Origin of the sequence: Mesorhizobium sp. LSHC420B00 (assembly GCF_000503055.1) — a bacterium.
Taxonomy (GTDB): Bacteria; Pseudomonadota; Alphaproteobacteria; order Rhizobiales; family Rhizobiaceae; genus Mesorhizobium.
In genome coordinates this window covers 174,882-188,877 of the sequence record NZ_AYVY01000005.1, presented here as the reverse complement: position 1 = coordinate 188,877, position 13,996 = coordinate 174,882, and the positions used below count along the sequence as shown (strand labels likewise).

General features: G+C 60.0%; 13 protein-coding genes and 1 pseudogene. 11 read left to right on the top strand and 3 right to left on the bottom strand.

Annotated features, from left to right (window positions below; translation table 11 throughout):
* The first annotated feature begins 98 nt into the window (after window positions 1–98).
* The 6 genes and pseudogenes from X760_RS51270 (at window position 99) to X760_RS51245 (ending at window position 5,000) form a co-directional block, all read left to right on the top strand.
* Window positions 99–1,151, top strand: coding sequence for an ABC transporter permease (locus X760_RS51270; RefSeq protein WP_023718515.1), 1,053 nt, complete (start codon window positions 99–101; stop codon window positions 1,149–1,151).
* Window positions 1,148–1,933: an ATP-binding cassette domain-containing protein gene (locus tag X760_RS51265; protein ID WP_023718514.1), complete on the top strand. Its 786-nt coding sequence runs from the start codon at window positions 1,148–1,150 to the stop codon at window positions 1,931–1,933. Before X760_RS51270 ends, X760_RS51265 begins: the two co-directional genes overlap by 4 nt.
* Before the next feature lie 93 nt (window positions 1,934–2,026).
* Window positions 2,027–2,941, top strand: a complete 915-nt coding sequence (locus X760_RS51260) for a sugar ABC transporter substrate-binding protein (RefSeq protein WP_156948053.1) — start codon at window positions 2,027–2,029, stop codon at window positions 2,939–2,941.
* A gap of 93 nt (window positions 2,942–3,034) precedes the next feature.
* A pseudogene (locus X760_RS51255) lies at window positions 3,035–4,009 on the top strand (zinc-binding alcohol dehydrogenase family protein).
* Window positions 4,010–4,338: 329 nt separating this feature from the next.
* Window positions 4,339–4,566 carry a CopG family transcriptional regulator gene (locus X760_RS51250; protein ID WP_023718512.1) on the top strand — a complete coding sequence of 76 codons (228 nt, stop codon included), beginning with the start codon at window positions 4,339–4,341 and terminating at the stop codon, window positions 4,564–4,566.
* A complete protein-coding gene (locus X760_RS51245) occupies window positions 4,563–5,000 on the top strand; it encodes a TA system VapC family ribonuclease toxin (RefSeq protein ID WP_023718511.1) in 438 nt (145 codons plus the stop codon). Before X760_RS51250 ends, X760_RS51245 begins: the two co-directional genes overlap by 4 nt.
* Before the next feature lie 187 nt (window positions 5,001–5,187).
* Here X760_RS51245 and X760_RS51240 read toward each other — a convergent pair whose 3' ends face one another.
* Complete coding sequence (locus tag X760_RS51240) at window positions 5,188–6,315, bottom strand: FAD-binding oxidoreductase (RefSeq protein ID WP_023718510.1); 1,128 nt, start codon at window positions 6,313–6,315, stop codon at window positions 5,188–5,190.
* Between the two features lie 64 nt (window positions 6,316–6,379).
* On the bottom strand, window positions 6,380–7,381 hold the full coding sequence (locus X760_RS51235; RefSeq protein WP_023718509.1) for an SIS domain-containing protein: 1,002 nt from the start codon (window positions 7,379–7,381) through the stop codon (window positions 6,380–6,382).
* A 101-nt stretch (window positions 7,382–7,482) separates the two neighbouring features.
* Here X760_RS51235 and X760_RS51230 point away from each other — a divergent pair, with 101 nt between their 5' ends.
* The 5 genes from X760_RS51230 to X760_RS51210 all read left to right on the top strand — a co-directional run bounded on the left by X760_RS51230 (window position 7,483) and on the right by X760_RS51210 (window position 12,740).
* Complete coding sequence (locus X760_RS51230) at window positions 7,483–8,349, top strand: PfkB family carbohydrate kinase (protein ID WP_023718508.1); 867 nt, start codon at window positions 7,483–7,485, stop codon at window positions 8,347–8,349.
* A gap of 160 nt (window positions 8,350–8,509) precedes the next feature.
* Window positions 8,510–9,346 (top strand): ABC transporter substrate-binding protein, encoded by an 837-nt coding sequence (locus X760_RS51225; RefSeq protein WP_023718507.1) that lies wholly within the window; start codon window positions 8,510–8,512, stop codon window positions 9,344–9,346.
* 76 nt (window positions 9,347–9,422) lie between these two features.
* A complete protein-coding gene (locus tag X760_RS78820) occupies window positions 9,423–10,952 on the top strand; it encodes an amino acid ABC transporter permease/ATP-binding protein (protein WP_023718506.1) in 1,530 nt (509 codons plus the stop codon).
* 110 nt (window positions 10,953–11,062) lie between these two features.
* Entirely contained in the window at window positions 11,063–12,172 is a 1,110-nt protein-coding gene (locus X760_RS51215; protein ID WP_023718505.1) for a LacI family DNA-binding transcriptional regulator, read from the top strand.
* Between the two features lie 391 nt (window positions 12,173–12,563).
* Complete coding sequence (locus tag X760_RS51210) at window positions 12,564–12,740, top strand: DUF982 domain-containing protein (protein ID WP_023718504.1); 177 nt, start codon at window positions 12,564–12,566, stop codon at window positions 12,738–12,740.
* 476 nt (window positions 12,741–13,216) lie between these two features.
* Here X760_RS51210 and X760_RS0137595 read toward each other — a convergent pair whose 3' ends face one another.
* Window positions 13,217–13,873, bottom strand: a complete 657-nt coding sequence (locus X760_RS0137595; protein ID WP_245278555.1) for a Crp/Fnr family transcriptional regulator — start codon at window positions 13,871–13,873, stop codon at window positions 13,217–13,219.
* Window positions 13,874–13,996 lie beyond the last annotated feature (123 nt).

The following is a 13,996-nucleotide window of genomic DNA, read 5'->3' as shown; positions in this document are numbered from 1 at the left end:
GACTACACCAGTTGTTTTTTATCGATAAGAAGAGGACCTGAACACGAACTGAGTTTTTGACGACGCGGCTCGCACAAGCTGCGGCGGGGAGGGGAAATTTGCCTGAAACGGGAAACACCGGCACGACTGTCGGCGAGGCCGCGTTGCCGGCATCCAGGAAGTCAGAAGCCGTCCCCGGCCTTGCGCTTGGCCTGATGCTGCTGAGCGCTGGTCCGGTCGTCATCCTGGTGCTGCTGGTCGCCGTCCTCAGCTTTCTGTCACCCTATTTCCTGACAGGACGCAATCTCAGCAACATCCTCGCCCAGACGGCCGTCATCTCGGTTGTGGCGATGGGCCAGCATCTGGTCATCCTGACACGCGGCATCGATCTCTCCGTCGGCTCGAACCTTGCGCTGGCTTCCGTCGTTGGCGCGCTGAGCTTTCATGCTGGCGCCCCCGCCATCGTTGTGATCGCGGTGATGGTTGGCTGCGGTGCCGCGGTCGGCGCGATCAACGGGCTCTTCTATGTCTTCGGCCGACTGCCGCATCCTTTCATCATCACGCTGGCAACATTGAGCATCGCCAAGGGGTTGGCGCTGCAACTGGCCGATGGCCGCGCCATCCCTGGCATGCCGGATTCGATCGATGCGCTTGGCCGCGACGCGGTCTGGGGTCTGCCTGGATCGATTTTCGTTGTTGCCGGCGTTGCCGCGGTGCTTTTCGTCATGGCTAAAACCATGGTCTGGGGGCGCTGGATTTATGCGGTTGGCGGCCGGCCCGACGCTGCGTTGCGCATGGGTATTCCCGTGTCCTGGGTCCTGGTTTCCGTCTATGTCATCTCAGGGCTGTGCGCCGGCATCGGTTCAGTCATCCTTGCCGGCCGCACCGACGCCGGTTCGCCGCTCTTCGGCAATCTGCTGGAACTGGATACGATCGCGGCGGTGATCATTGGCGGCGCCAGCTTTCTTGGTGGTCGCGGCCACCTCGGCCATGCCTTGATCGGCGCCATAATGATCGGCGTTATCCGCAACGCGCTCAACCTGCTCAACGTCAACGTCTTTTTCCAGCTCATCGTCATCGGCGTGGTCATCGTCATAGCGGTCGAGTCCGACGTGCTGCGCAATTACCTCGAAGGGCGTGTACGTGTCATGCAAGCCGGGAGGCAGTCATGAGCGCTGCTGCGGCCAACGTCGATCATGCGGTCACCGCGGACAATCCCGTGCTGGCGGTACGCGGTGCGACCAAGCGTTTCGGTTCGGTTCTGGCCCTGGACGATGTCAGCATCGAGGTGCGGCGAGGCGAGATCGTCGGCCTGCTCGGCGACAATGGCGCGGGTAAATCGACGCTAACCAAATGCATCAGCGGGGTGCACCAACTCGATGCCGGCGCGATCTTTTTGGATGGTGCGCCAACGCAGATACGCTCCCCTGCGGATGCGCGCTTCGCCGGCATCGAGACCGTCTATCAGGACCTGGCGCTGTTCGACAATCTGACACCGGGACAGAACTTCTTTGCCGGCCGCGAGCTGGCTGGCCCGCAATGGCTTCCGCGCGGCCTGCGATTTCTGCAGCAGCGCCGAATGGACGCCGAGACCCGCGCTCTGTTGGTGAATCTCAAGGTCACGTTGCCGCGGCTGGATGCCGTCGTCGCCATGATGTCGGGTGGACAAAGACAAGCCATTGCCGTGGCCCGCTCGACCGTATTCGCCCGCAAGGTTGTCATTCTGGATGAGCCGACCGCCGCACTCGGCCTGCGTGAATCACGGCAGGTGCTCAATCTGGTTGCTGCGCTCCGCGACCAGGGCAATGCCGTCATCCTGATCACTCACAACATGGAACACGTCGTCGAACTCGCCGATCGCGCGGTGGTGCTTCGCCAGGGCCGCAGGGTCGGCGAACTGGTGCCGACCAAGGACAACAAACAGGAGCTGGTTTCCATGATCGTTGGAGCCTGACCCGTTCGAGATTTGGGGACCGTTCCGGTCCGCAAATGCCTGAAGCGTCTCCCGCAGGGAGGCGTCTCAATCCAAGGGAGGAAAACAATGCCAATGAACCGAAAACTGTTCGCAGGGCTGGCGATCGCCGTTGCGTTTTCTATGCCGGCTTCGGCCGCAGACAAGATCAAGATCGGCCTGATCACGAAATTCCCGGTGCCGTTCTACTCGACCATGGAGGACGCCGCCAAAAAATACGCGGCCGCTCATCCGGAGATCGAACTGGTCACCGGCCAGGGCCAGGCGGCCACCGACATTGAAGGCCAGATCGCTCTGATCGAATCCATGATCACGCAAGGCGTCAAAGGGCTTGCAATCACTCCGGTCGACCCGACGGTCGCGCCGGCGCTCGACAAGGCGGTGGCCGCCGGCATCAAGGTGGTTCTCGTCGACAACAGCATCCCCAACTGGAAAGGCCAGACGGCGTTGGTATCGACCAATAACCTCAATGGCGGCAAGATCGCCGGAGAATACCTGAAGACGGTGCTCAAGAGCGGTGACAAGATCGGTATTCTGCAAGGCGTTCCCGGGGTGCCGGCTCTGGATGACCGGGTCACGGGCATGATGGAGGGACTGGGTGAGGTAAAGGTCGAGGTCGTCGGCAAAGGTGCAACCAACTGCACGCTGGAACTTGGCACGTCAGTGACCGAAGACATTCTGACGGCCAATCCTGATCTCAAGGCAATCTACGCGGCCTGCGGCCCGCCGATCCCTGGAGCCGTCAAGTCGATCAGCAATGCAGGCATTGCCAACGACAACCTCATAGTGGTCGGCTTTGACGCCTGCTGCGGTGAGATCGAAGCGATCAAGTCGGGGGCGGAGGACGCCAGCGTAGCTCAATTTCCCGCGAAAATGGGCGAGCTTGGCATCGACACCGTCGTCAGGGCCATCCGTGGGGAACCCGTCGAGGCCAATGTGGATACCGGCGCCGGACTGGTGACGCTGCAGAACGTCAAGGACTTCGAGTGATCCACCAGCGGTCCGGCGGATTGCACCGCCGGACCACTTCCTGTTGCCGGACTCCAGCTTAGCAAGGGGGGAATTGCCGTCATGGATCCCACCATCAAAGTCGTGCGATGCTCCGAGCCCGGCAGACTGGTGTTTGAGGAGCAGCAGGCACCAGACGCTCCGCCCGAAGGCTGGGCACTGGTCAATGTCGCCTTTGTCGGGATATGCGAAACCGACTACCACATCTTCGAGGGCAGGCATCCTTATCTCGCCTATCCGCGCATCATGGGCCATGAGGTTTCGGGAACAATCGCGGCAATCAACGCGCCCGTGGACCTGTCGGTCGGAGAGCAAATCCTCGTCAATCCCTATCTTGCCTGCGGACATTGTGCCGCCTGCCGCCAGGGCAAGCCTAACTGCTGCATGTCGATCGAGGTGCTTGGCGTGCACCGTGACGGTGCCATGAGTGAGCAGATTCTCGTGCCGGCGCAAAACTTGATTCCAGCGGCCGGCCTGTCACTGGTGGAGGCGGCCACGGTCGAGTTTCTGGCCATCGGTGCCCACCCAGTCCGCAGATGCATGGCGGGGCCGGGCATTCGCACCTTCGTTATCGGCGCCGGGCCGATCGGCCTCGGCACCGCGCTTTTTGCGCGAATCGCGCAACAGAACGTGACCGTCATGGACGTCGATACCGAGCGGCTGACCTTCGATCATCGAAACGATAGCGGCGCGAACTGCGGGAGCAGGTTTCGACGTCGTCTTCGACGCAACGGGAAACAGCCGTTCGATGCAGTCTGCCTTGCCTATGTTGCTCATGGCGGCGTCATGGTGATGGTCAGCGTCGTGCCGGACGACATAACTTTCTCCGATCCAGAGTTCCACAAACGGGAAATGATGCTGATCGGCAGTCGCAACGCGACTCGTAGCGATTTCCAGCACGTCATTGCCTCGATTCGCGCTGGAAAAATACCAATCGACCAGCTTGTCACCCACCGCACCACCCTGCGCGACAACCCACGCGACATCGCAATCTGGGCGCAGCAGAAGTCCGGTCTGATCAAGGCCGTTATCGACGTAGGATCTGGCTGACTTCAGCAACACGATCAAGACATGTCATCGCAGCCCTGGTGCTGCATTGTGGGAGGGCGAGTTGCTCGGTGACGCCACGCTAAGCGTCGCGCTTGACACGGTATTCCGTGCGGTTTTCCTCAGATAACAATTGTCCCTGCCGAACTGGCTTGGCGTTTCGCTGATTACCGCGGGCGCAGTTTTCGTCGCATAAAGGTTGAAGCCGCGGAGCGACGATCTTTCCGGCAAAACGTGTTCCACGCAAATCCGCCGGGTATTCGCACCGCTTGAGTGTCCGACGTAGCTAGTCCACATCATGCGTGATGTTTGATGCGCGTCAGGAGAGTGATATGAGAACCACACTGGCGATTGATGACGACGTCCTGGTCGCGGCCAGGGCCATGGCCCGGCAGCAGGGTCGTAGCCTCGGCGAGGTCATTAGCGATCTCGCCCGGCGCTCGCTGCGCCGGCCTCAAGCTGGCGGCGAGCGCAACGGGATTCCTCTTCTGTCGCCTCGGCCGCATGCACCTCCTGTCACGCTTGAGACGGTCAACGCCTTGCGAAACGAACTGCCTTGACCTTCCTGCTCGGTGTCAATGTGCTGATCGCACTGATCGATCCTGGTCACGTCGCCTATGGCGACGCGCATGGCTGGTTCGAAGAGACGGGCAACGCGGCATGGGCTACTTGTCCGATCACCGAAAACGGCGTCCTGCGCATCGTCGGGAACCAAAGATATCCTAATTCTCCCGGCTCGCCCGCCATCGTTGCGCAAATCGTTACCAAGTTGCGGGCTCTGCACGGGCACAGCTTCTGGCCCGACGATGTGAGCCTGGTTGGCTCCGGCGACATCGATGCAGCGAAAATCCTGACTTCGGCACAGGTCACGGATACGTACCTTCTCGCGCTCGCCAAGGCGCGAGGCGGCCAACTTGCCAGCTTTGACCGCAAGCTGTCAGCGGCGCCCGTGAAGGGCGGGAAGTCTGCACTGCACCTAATTCCCACAAGGTAGACCGCCGGGCTCTTCGGTGCAGTCTGCCTTTCGATCTTCTTGGCTTTGAATTGAGGCTTGCGCAACTTGTCGCGCTCAGCGCACTCCAGTGGATCGCGAGCGGCTATCTGGCCATAGTTTGCGGGGCATTCATCTTCTCCCTTGAGCGTCCGCGCTTGGACAGTTCGGCCTTGCCGCAATTGCCCTTTCAGCTGAATCGACTAGCGCGAAACGTTGCAAGCATGGGATGCGGATTGCCTGAGGCGATTTCTTTGGCAAGCAATTCGCCGACGATCAATCCAAGCGTGGCGCCGCTGTGGCTAAAGGCGACGTGAAGCCCGGCGACGGTCTCGACGGAGCCAAGCACTGGCTCGCCGTCGCCCGGCATGGGCTTCGGGCCAACTGCATAGGTAGCGAGTTGGAGCCGCCGATTGCCCTCGAGCACCGCACTAGCCTCGTCGAGCAGTCCTTTGACGGTCTTGTCGTGCACGGTGTAAGTTCCATCAGAGTTGACCACGACTTCTTCCTCCGACCACGCCGAATCCAAAACAAGTTCGCCATCCGGCGTCGGGCGCACCGCCACGCGCGGCGTATTCAGCACGGCACGGAGCTCGGTCTTGATCGGCTTGGTTTTCAAGAGGAGTGAAATCGGCGTGGCGTCGGGGACACGAACTCCGATCTCCGCAAGCATGGCAGGCGTCGCTGGCCCAACGGCAAGGACCACTGCATCCGCCTTTAACGGCACACCGTCGGCAGTGACGACGCCACGCGCGCGACCACCTGTGGCATCTATCCGCACGCGTCCGGCGTTCTGGACGAGCTTGCCGCCGCGGGAGCGGAACTCATTGAGCAGCAGATCGATCAGGCAGGGCAGGTCAACCCATCCTTCGCCAGGATTGAAGATGGCACCCTGCGGGGTGATTGCGCTGGCGTTGACACCGGGCGTCACTGCGCCGACTTCGGCAGGGCCGAGCAGAAGCGCGTCATAACCAATATCCTGCTCCAGCTGGCAGATGGAGGCGATCTGGTTCGTCCCATCATCCGCATCCCAGGTGAGGCCGCCGTCAAAGCGAAGCCACGACGCCGTTTCCGGCCTTGTGGCCGCCAGGGTCCGATAACGGTCGATGCCCGCAAGCCTCAAGCGGTGGTAAGCAGTGTCAGCACGTCGCGCTGAGTTCAGCCAGGAAAGTGAACGGCCGGATGCACCGTTGGCCGGCGCGCCGTCGTTGACAATGGTTACATCAAAGCCAAGACGAGCGAGGTGCAGCGCGGAAGAGATGCCGAAGATGCCAGCGCCGATGACGACGACTTGGCGCGGTTTTGGGGATGCAGTCATAGAAAAATCCTTCTACGCAGAAGCCGGGCTGGGAGTTGTTGGATGGCTGCAGAGCGCGGCGGAACTAGTAGTCCGTGAGCTTCTTCATGTAGCGCCGGCCCTCGAGCATCGGCTGGCCGCGCAGACCAGCCAGCGTATAGGCAAAACGCCATAGAGTGTCGAAGAAGACCAAGGGCACGAGATAGGGTTTGATGTGTTCGGACATACCGCTGAGGTCGAGTTCCGCTCCATCGAGCACCAGGATGTTTTCCCGGCTGCCGTGCTTGAAAAGGAAATCGCGAGCGCGTTCCGTAAGGTGCCTCGTCTCGTCCAAACCCATCAAGACCACGAAGCAAGTATCCCGGTCCACCACCTCGAACGGGCCGTGAAAGAACTCGTTGGCGTGTATGGCTTGCGAGTCGTACCACTGCATCTCCATCAACACGCAGATGGCGTAGGAATACGCCGCACCGTAGCTTGCACCGCTGGCCAGTGTGTAGATCGCTTTGCGCGGCGCGAAACGGGGTACGAAGGCCTTAAACCGGTCGGCATAGGTCCGGTGCGCACGTTCGATCGCCGGCTGAAGATGGCTCAGGCTCATCAGCAGATCGGCGGTCAGCCCGGCATCCTCCCGAGCATCGATTAGGCCGGCGAGCAACATGTAGAGCACGCCGTAGTTGCTGCGGGCTGCATCGATCGGTTTGCCCGTCGTGTAGGAGGCCTGGTAGGCGACTGCGTGGTCGACCGCCTGCGCGAGGGGCGATATCTGGTCGAGCGTCATGCCGATTGTCGTCGCGCCTTGATCCTTTGCATGATTGGCCGCTCGCACGGTCTCCTGGGTGGTGCCTGTCTGCGAGCAAAGGACGACGAGCGCGTCAGGTCCCAACCGTCGCGGATCTCGGCAGACGAACTCATCCGCGTTGTAGATATCGCAGGCGAATGTGCCGCTGTGACGGTCGACAAAGTATTTGCCTGCCATCATGATCGAGAGCGAGCCGCCGCACGCCACGAGGAATAGATGCGAAAACTGCCTGCCCGCCGTAGCGGCCAGGGCGCGTTCAACGTCGGCGGGGAGGGCGAAAATCATTAGGTTCCTCTTCTCGTTGACAGAGCTTGGGCCGGCGCACAATTGACAATGGCGGGCCATTGTGCGAACGTTATCACACCCTTTAAACTGAAAGTCCTGCGATGGTCAAGATTGCCGCGATGGGCGACAACGTGGTCGATTGTTATCTCGCTCGCGGCGAGATGTATCCTGGCGGAAATTGCCTCAATGTCTCGGTGTATGTCAGCCGCTTCGGCGGGCAGTCGGCCTATGTTGGGGCGATCGGCAAAGACCGGGCAGGGGACTTGATCCACGCCGCACTCAAGTCCGACCGCGTGGACATCACCCGATTGCGGCGCCTTGAAGGGCCGACCGCCTACTGCCTCATAGGTCACCGCAACGCCGATCGGATTTTCCTGGACTTCGATCTCGGAGTTTCGGTGTTCACGCCGACGCAAGAAGATCTGGATTTTCTCTCGGGTTTTCAGGCCGTCCACATCGGCCAGTCCAGCGGTTTGGACCCGTGGGTTGCCGCTGTATCAAGTAAGTCACTGTTGTCTTATGATTTTTCCACCCGCCGGGAACCGGGACACCGACGCGAGATTGGGCCCTATTGCTATCTGGCTTGTGTCTCGGGTGACGGTCTCGACGACAAGGAATTGGCCGCAATCGCAGCCGAATTGCTCGCATTTGGTTCAAGGTGGGTTCTTGTGACTCGCGGTCGGGCCGGCGCGGTGCTTCACGGCGACACCGTCTCTTACCGAACCCCGGCGCGGTTGGTCGAACCCGTCGACACCCTGGGCGCGGGCGACACCTTCATCGCAAGAACGCTATTCGGCCTGCTTAAGAAAGAGGCGCCTCAGGACATTCTTAGCCAAGCCGCGGAGGCGGCGGCTGCTACCTGCCGGTACTACGGGGCGATCGGCTATGCGGCAGCAATTGATCTAGGAAAGATCACGCCGGAGGTCCTCCGCGGAGCTCGGCGCATTCAAGACGAGAGAACCGTCTAGTTGGGGAATTCAACTGAGCAATTGACGCGAGAAATGGACAATGCTAGTCAAAGTGATAACGTTCTCATTCATCTAACCAACGCCATGAAAGAGCGTTTTGATGGATGGGTCGTCGAGTGGGACCGCAGGCCGACTTCGGCCAATCGTAAGAGGAGAAGACATGCAAACGAATTCGAGCAGGCGCCAATTTGTGAAATCCGGTCTGGCGCTGACGATCGCGCTGGTGACAGGACTTGGCACGTTGGCCGCATCAACGCAGGCAAAAGCGGCCGACAACCCCTACAACCTCATCGACCCGACGGTGATCAGCGTCGGAACCATGGGCGATGCGAAACCCTATGTCTTCACCGACGCCAACGGCAACTTCACCGGTTTCGACGCTGAACTCTTCCGCGACGTAGCGCGCCGGCTCGGGTTCAAGGAGGAGCAGGTCGTTTTCACCGGTCAGGAATTCTCGGCCCTGCTGCCCTCTGTCGCCAACGGTCGCTTCGACGTCGCTGTCGCCGCCATTGGCACGACCGCGGAGCGCAAGAAGACCGTGGATTTTGGCGACGGCTATCTCGCTGGCTACCTGTCGATCATTTCGCCTGATCCGGTTCTGACGAGCAATGAGAGCACCGCCGGAAAGCGCATTGGCGTGATCCAGGGGACGTTGCAGGAAATCTATGCCGAGAAGAATCTGAAGGGCGACATCGTCAAATTCCCGGACAACAACACTGCCGTGGCGGCGCTGAACAACGGGACGATCGATGGGCATTTCACTGACTATGAGTCGGCCAAGCAGTATGTGGAGCGCTATAAGAACCTGAAGATAACAATGAACGTGCCGTCCTTCGATGCGCCAGCCGGTTTCGTGGTCAAGAAGGGCAACGACGCCTTCCGAGAAGCGCTCAACAAGGCATTGCGAGAGGCCATGGACGATGGCACCTGGAAACGGCTTCACGAGAAATGGTTCCCGGGTACCCCGATGCCGGATCAATATCTGCCAAAGAAGTAAATTCGCGCGTATTCGTTAGCGTTTCCGGCCGGGCCCGTGAGCAACGGTGCCCGGCCGAGTTATAGATGGACTTGATATGAGCTGGTTCGACAACTTCGCCCGCAGCTTTCTTGATTTCCAGGCGATGGCAGAAGTTCTGCCGAACATGGTGATGGTCGGCCTCAAGAACACCCTGATCCTGGCCCTTGCCTCGACGTTTTTCGGGACGCTGATCGGTATCGTACTCGCCGTGATGGGGATTTCCGAGAACCGGCCGCTGAAACTCCTTGCCCGAGTCTACACCGATATCTTCCGCGGGCTTCCTGCCATCGTCACAATCCTAATCATTGGCCAAGGCTTCGCGCGATTGGGCCGAGATCTGTTCGGTCCATCGCCTTATCCGCTGGGCATTCTGGCGCTCAGCCTGATCGCCGGCGCCTATATCGGGGAGATTTTCCGCGCCGGCATTCAGAGCGTCGAGCGTGGTCAGATCGACGCCACCCGCACTCTCGGCATGACCTATGGCCAAGGCATGCGCTTGGTGGTGATCCCGCAAGGCATCCGCCGCGTCCTGCCCGCACTGGTCAACCAGTTCATCGGCAACGTAAAGGACTCCAGCCTGGTCTATTTCCTTGGTCTGCTCGCCTCCGAACGCGAACTGTTCCGCGTCGGCCAGGACCAAGCCGTGCTGACCGGCAACTTGTCGCCGCTGTTGCTGGCCGGCGTGTTCTATCTCGTGATCACGGTGCCGCTAACCCACCTCGTCAATTACATCGACGCGCGCATGCGCGTCGGCAAACGTATCACCGCTGTGCAAAGTGGCCTCAAGGAAGTCGCCGAGCTTGCCGAAGCGGGCGTGCCGGGCACAGCGACGTTGCCTGCAGCAGAGCCCACACGCTTCAAGGGTGGCGGTATTGAGGTCAAGAATATCGACATGGCCTATGGCGCCGTCCAGGTCCTCCATGACGTCAGTCTGAAAGTGGAGCCGGGGACCGTCACCTGCCTCATCGGTCCATCCGGCTCGGGCAAGTCGACCTTGCTGCGTTGCCTCAACCGCCTCGTAGAGTGTCGAGCCGGTGACATTCTGCTCGATGGCGAAAGCATCTACAAACAGACCCCTGACCAACTCCGGCGGCGCGTCGGCATGGTTTTCCAGCAGTTCAATCTGTTCCCCGACCGCAGCGCGCTCGCCAACATCACCTTGGCGCTTCGCAAAGTTAAACGCATGTCGCGCGAGGAGGCTGAGGGCGCGGCCTTGGCGAGGCTGAATGAAGTCGGACTGCTGGAGCGTAAGGACCATCGGCCGGCCAATCTCTCGGGCGGGCAACAGCAGCGGGTGGCCATCGCGCGCGCCCTGGCCCTCGAACCCGAGATTATGCTGTTCGACGAAGTCACCAGCGCGCTCGATCCGGAATTGGTCAAAGGCGTCCTGAACTTGATGGCCGATCTCGGTCGGGGCGGGATGACGATGGTGGTCGTAACACACGAGATGAATTTCGCCCGCAAGGTCGCGAACCAGGTCGTATTCATGGACGAGGGGCGAATTGTCGAGGCAGGCCGACCAGAGGACCTATTTGATAACCCGCAAAGCCCGCGTCTTGGGCGCTTTTTGTCCGAGGTGCTGTGATTGCAATGGTGTGCGCAACGGCGGCTGTTCCGGTGTTCGGCCTTGCGGGGCGGGCTTACACTGCCGCTAGGTCGCCGGCACAACGCGCGCATGGGCGGTAGGTTTGCCGAGTGACTCAAAGATTACCCAAAAACGCAACTATCATAGAGGTCGCTCGCCGGGCCGGGGTGAGTTCCGCCACGGCCGGGCGTGTTCTTGGTGACTACGGCTACAGCAGCCCCGAGGTTCAGGAGAAGGTGCGGGCCGCAGCAGCTGAGCTGGGCTACCGCCCCAATCGCCTTGCCAAAGGTCTGATCACCGGTAAAACGCAGACTATCGGCGTTGTGGTTGGCGACATCGAAAGCCCATTCTACGCCAGCGTGCTGCGCGGAATAGGGGATGTCGCGCGCCGTGGCGGCTTCGGGGTTATCGTTACGAACAGTGATGAAAATGCCGAACTCGAGCAAGAGGCGGTGCAACTGCTGCTGGAAAAGCAGGTCGACGGTTTAATTGTCTCATCGACCTTCGTGGACGAGCCGGATCATCTTCGTGAAGCAGTCGCGGCTCGCTGTCCCGTCGTGCAGTTCGACCGCATGGTGGCGGGCCTGGAAACCGATTCAGTCGTGGTCGACAACGTTTCTGTAACGCATAGCAGCATCGCGGCGATGATAGCGGCCGGACACAGCCGCATCGGAATATTGGCGGAACTCGGGCCGGGCCAACGCGACGATGTTGGCTCGTTTGTGGCAAACGTTGATCTCTCCAGCGCTGATCTTCGCTACCATCATCCAAGCTGGCAGAGACTATTGGGTTATCTCGAAGCCCATCGCGCCGCGGGCATTACGCCGGATCCGCAGTTGATCCGTCGCGTGGCGGTCTATTCTAGCGAGGCAGCCCGCAAGGAGGCGCTCGATCTGCTGACAATGCGCAATGCACCGTCCGCTCTGTTTACGGCCGATGGTGTGATGTCGACAGGGGTTCTGGAGGCCATTTCCGCATTGAAGCTTGCGATTCCAGGAGACGTTTCGCTGCTCTGCTTCGACGATCTCGACTGGATGCAGTTCGTGACCCAGGGTATCACAGCCATCGCGCAGCCGGCACATTTGATTGGAGCGGCGGCAGCGGAGCTTCTCTTGAAGAGGTTGGCGGAGGCCACGTTACCTTTCGAGCACCGTGTCCTTGCGGCCCGCTTGGTGGAGCGCAATTCAATTGCAGTTCATCTCAACCGCGAGGCCGTCTGACCCGGCCGCAACGGTCTATGGCTGGGGCAGTCTCTAAGGGGCTCTGAGAAACGCACCGCGGCCGAGACGCGAGACTACAACCGTCATCACCGGCCCCGCTGCATCAGCGTTGCCACGACGGCTTTAGCCAAGCGGCTCGCATCACCGCAATGATTATCTCTGAGTTGGCAATGCATCCTAAAATAGATGTCTACGCTGCGTCCCTACCCCGATATGGCCAGCCAGAAGGGGCTGCGCGGGGCTGGGCCATAGCCGGTTTTCCGATCCTTGGCTCGAACCGGGGCGTGGCTGACGGAACTCTTAGTTTAGATAAGGCTTATGTACAAATGTCGCTCCATTGGTTTTCACCGTCGATTCCCGTAAAGACCGGCCGTCCCGGCGTCATCTACCAATGCAGCAACGTCGAAGGGCCGCTGAGCAGCTCCTGAAGTGGAGCAAGCGCGGCCCTAAGTGGCATAGCGCGGTGCAACTCTGCATGGATGCAATGATCGATCAGGTGAAGCCCGATGTGGTTCGCAGAGCGTTCCTTGAGGCCGCCAAAGAGGAGGGAAAGCTACTGCCGCCGTAGCTCTTGTCTCCGAAGGAAGCTCATTCCATATCAGGCACGTCGCGGCTGACGAACAATGTCGTCGGCTCGCCGTATTCGCCTAATGCAGGGTTAGCATCGCGCGACCACGGCAATGACGCCAGCGTGTTTCGCCGCCAAGCCTCTCGCAGCCCATACCGCCCGGTCCTCGGTCTGGGAGGCTTCGGCCTGTGAATCGGCGTGCAAAATCGGCGTCGAATTTTGCACGCCGATTCACAAGTGTTGCCGTCGGGTCATGATGATCTCCCTTCGCACACTTTGCTTTGCTCGGCACGAGCTGGGTTGCGTTCCGCTCAGCCCAACCGTCGACCGCCTCGAGCCGCATACCGCTGTCGTCGAGACGTCAGGCGTCCCGCGCACGACCAGCCCTCCGTAAATGTCGTCTCGAACTGTTCCGGCGACGGAACGACCGTCTTCATTTTGGTGTCCATGCGCTGGCGTTCAAAGAGATATAGCCGCTACCTGAGATACTCGCTGTAGAATCCGGCTGTTTCGACCAGCTTCTTGCGGTTGATCACCTCTACATGGCCTGACTTGAAAGAGACGAGATCGGCCTTGCGCAGCTCCCTTAACGTTCGGTTGACGTGAACCGTGGTCATTCCGAGGATGTCGGCCAGTTCATGCTGGGCAAGAGGACACTCATATCTTCCATCAACCGACAGCTCAACCATGGAGAGCCTCTCTTCCAACTCCAGCAGGAAATGGGCGGTACGCCTCATCGCGTTCCGTCGCCCGGTATTTGTCAGATGTTCGGCAAGGATGGCGTTCAGGCGCGCCAGCGAACAGGCGATCTTCTTCCCGATTCGGCCGTCCGACAGGATGGCCTCGACCAGTTCCTTACTGGAAATTTCATAAACAGCTAGTTCGGTTATGGACGCCAGCGACGCAAGACGGGGTCCGTCCAAGCCACGGAAACCGACGACATCCCCTTTGAGGGGAGTGTCTATGATCTGCCGCTCTCCGTCCGGCAGTGCCTGATAAAGTATGCCCCAGCCCGATTTTACAATGAATATCTCACTGTTGTCGTCCTCCTGCCGGCATATCACCGAATGGGGTTTATAGATTTTTGCGGTAACACCGAGAAAATTGTTGTTCCCCCACTCATTCTTCGACAACGTCCCCCTATGGGATGAGAGCACATGAACTGCAATAGTGTCTGCATGGAGAATCGCAAGTTTGCTTCTGTTTCCACACGACTGACAATAGTATCTCCCGGATAAATCGACAGAACGACCTCT

Coding starts and splice junctions, on each gene's coding strand:
- X760_RS51240 (WP_023718510.1), bottom strand. CDS start 6,315: ATGACTGCATCCCCAAAACCGCGCCAAGTCGTCGTCATCGGCGCTGGC.
- X760_RS51210 (WP_023718504.1), top strand. CDS start 12,564: ATGCAGCAACGTCGAAGGGCCGCTGAGCAGCTCCTGAAGTGGAGCAAG.
- X760_RS51230 (WP_023718508.1), top strand. CDS start 7,483: ATGGTCAAGATTGCCGCGATGGGCGACAACGTGGTCGATTGTTATCTC.
- X760_RS51265 (WP_023718514.1), top strand. CDS start 1,148: ATGAGCGCTGCTGCGGCCAACGTCGATCATGCGGTCACCGCGGACAAT.
- X760_RS51225 (WP_023718507.1), top strand. CDS start 8,510: ATGCAAACGAATTCGAGCAGGCGCCAATTTGTGAAATCCGGTCTGGCG.
- X760_RS51235 (WP_023718509.1), bottom strand. CDS start 7,381: ATGATTTTCGCCCTCCCCGCCGACGTTGAACGCGCCCTGGCCGCTACG.
- X760_RS78820 (WP_023718506.1), top strand. CDS start 9,423: ATGAGCTGGTTCGACAACTTCGCCCGCAGCTTTCTTGATTTCCAGGCG.
- X760_RS51260 (WP_156948053.1), top strand. CDS start 2,027: ATGAACCGAAAACTGTTCGCAGGGCTGGCGATCGCCGTTGCGTTTTCT.
- X760_RS51250 (WP_023718512.1), top strand. CDS start 4,339: ATGAGAACCACACTGGCGATTGATGACGACGTCCTGGTCGCGGCCAGG.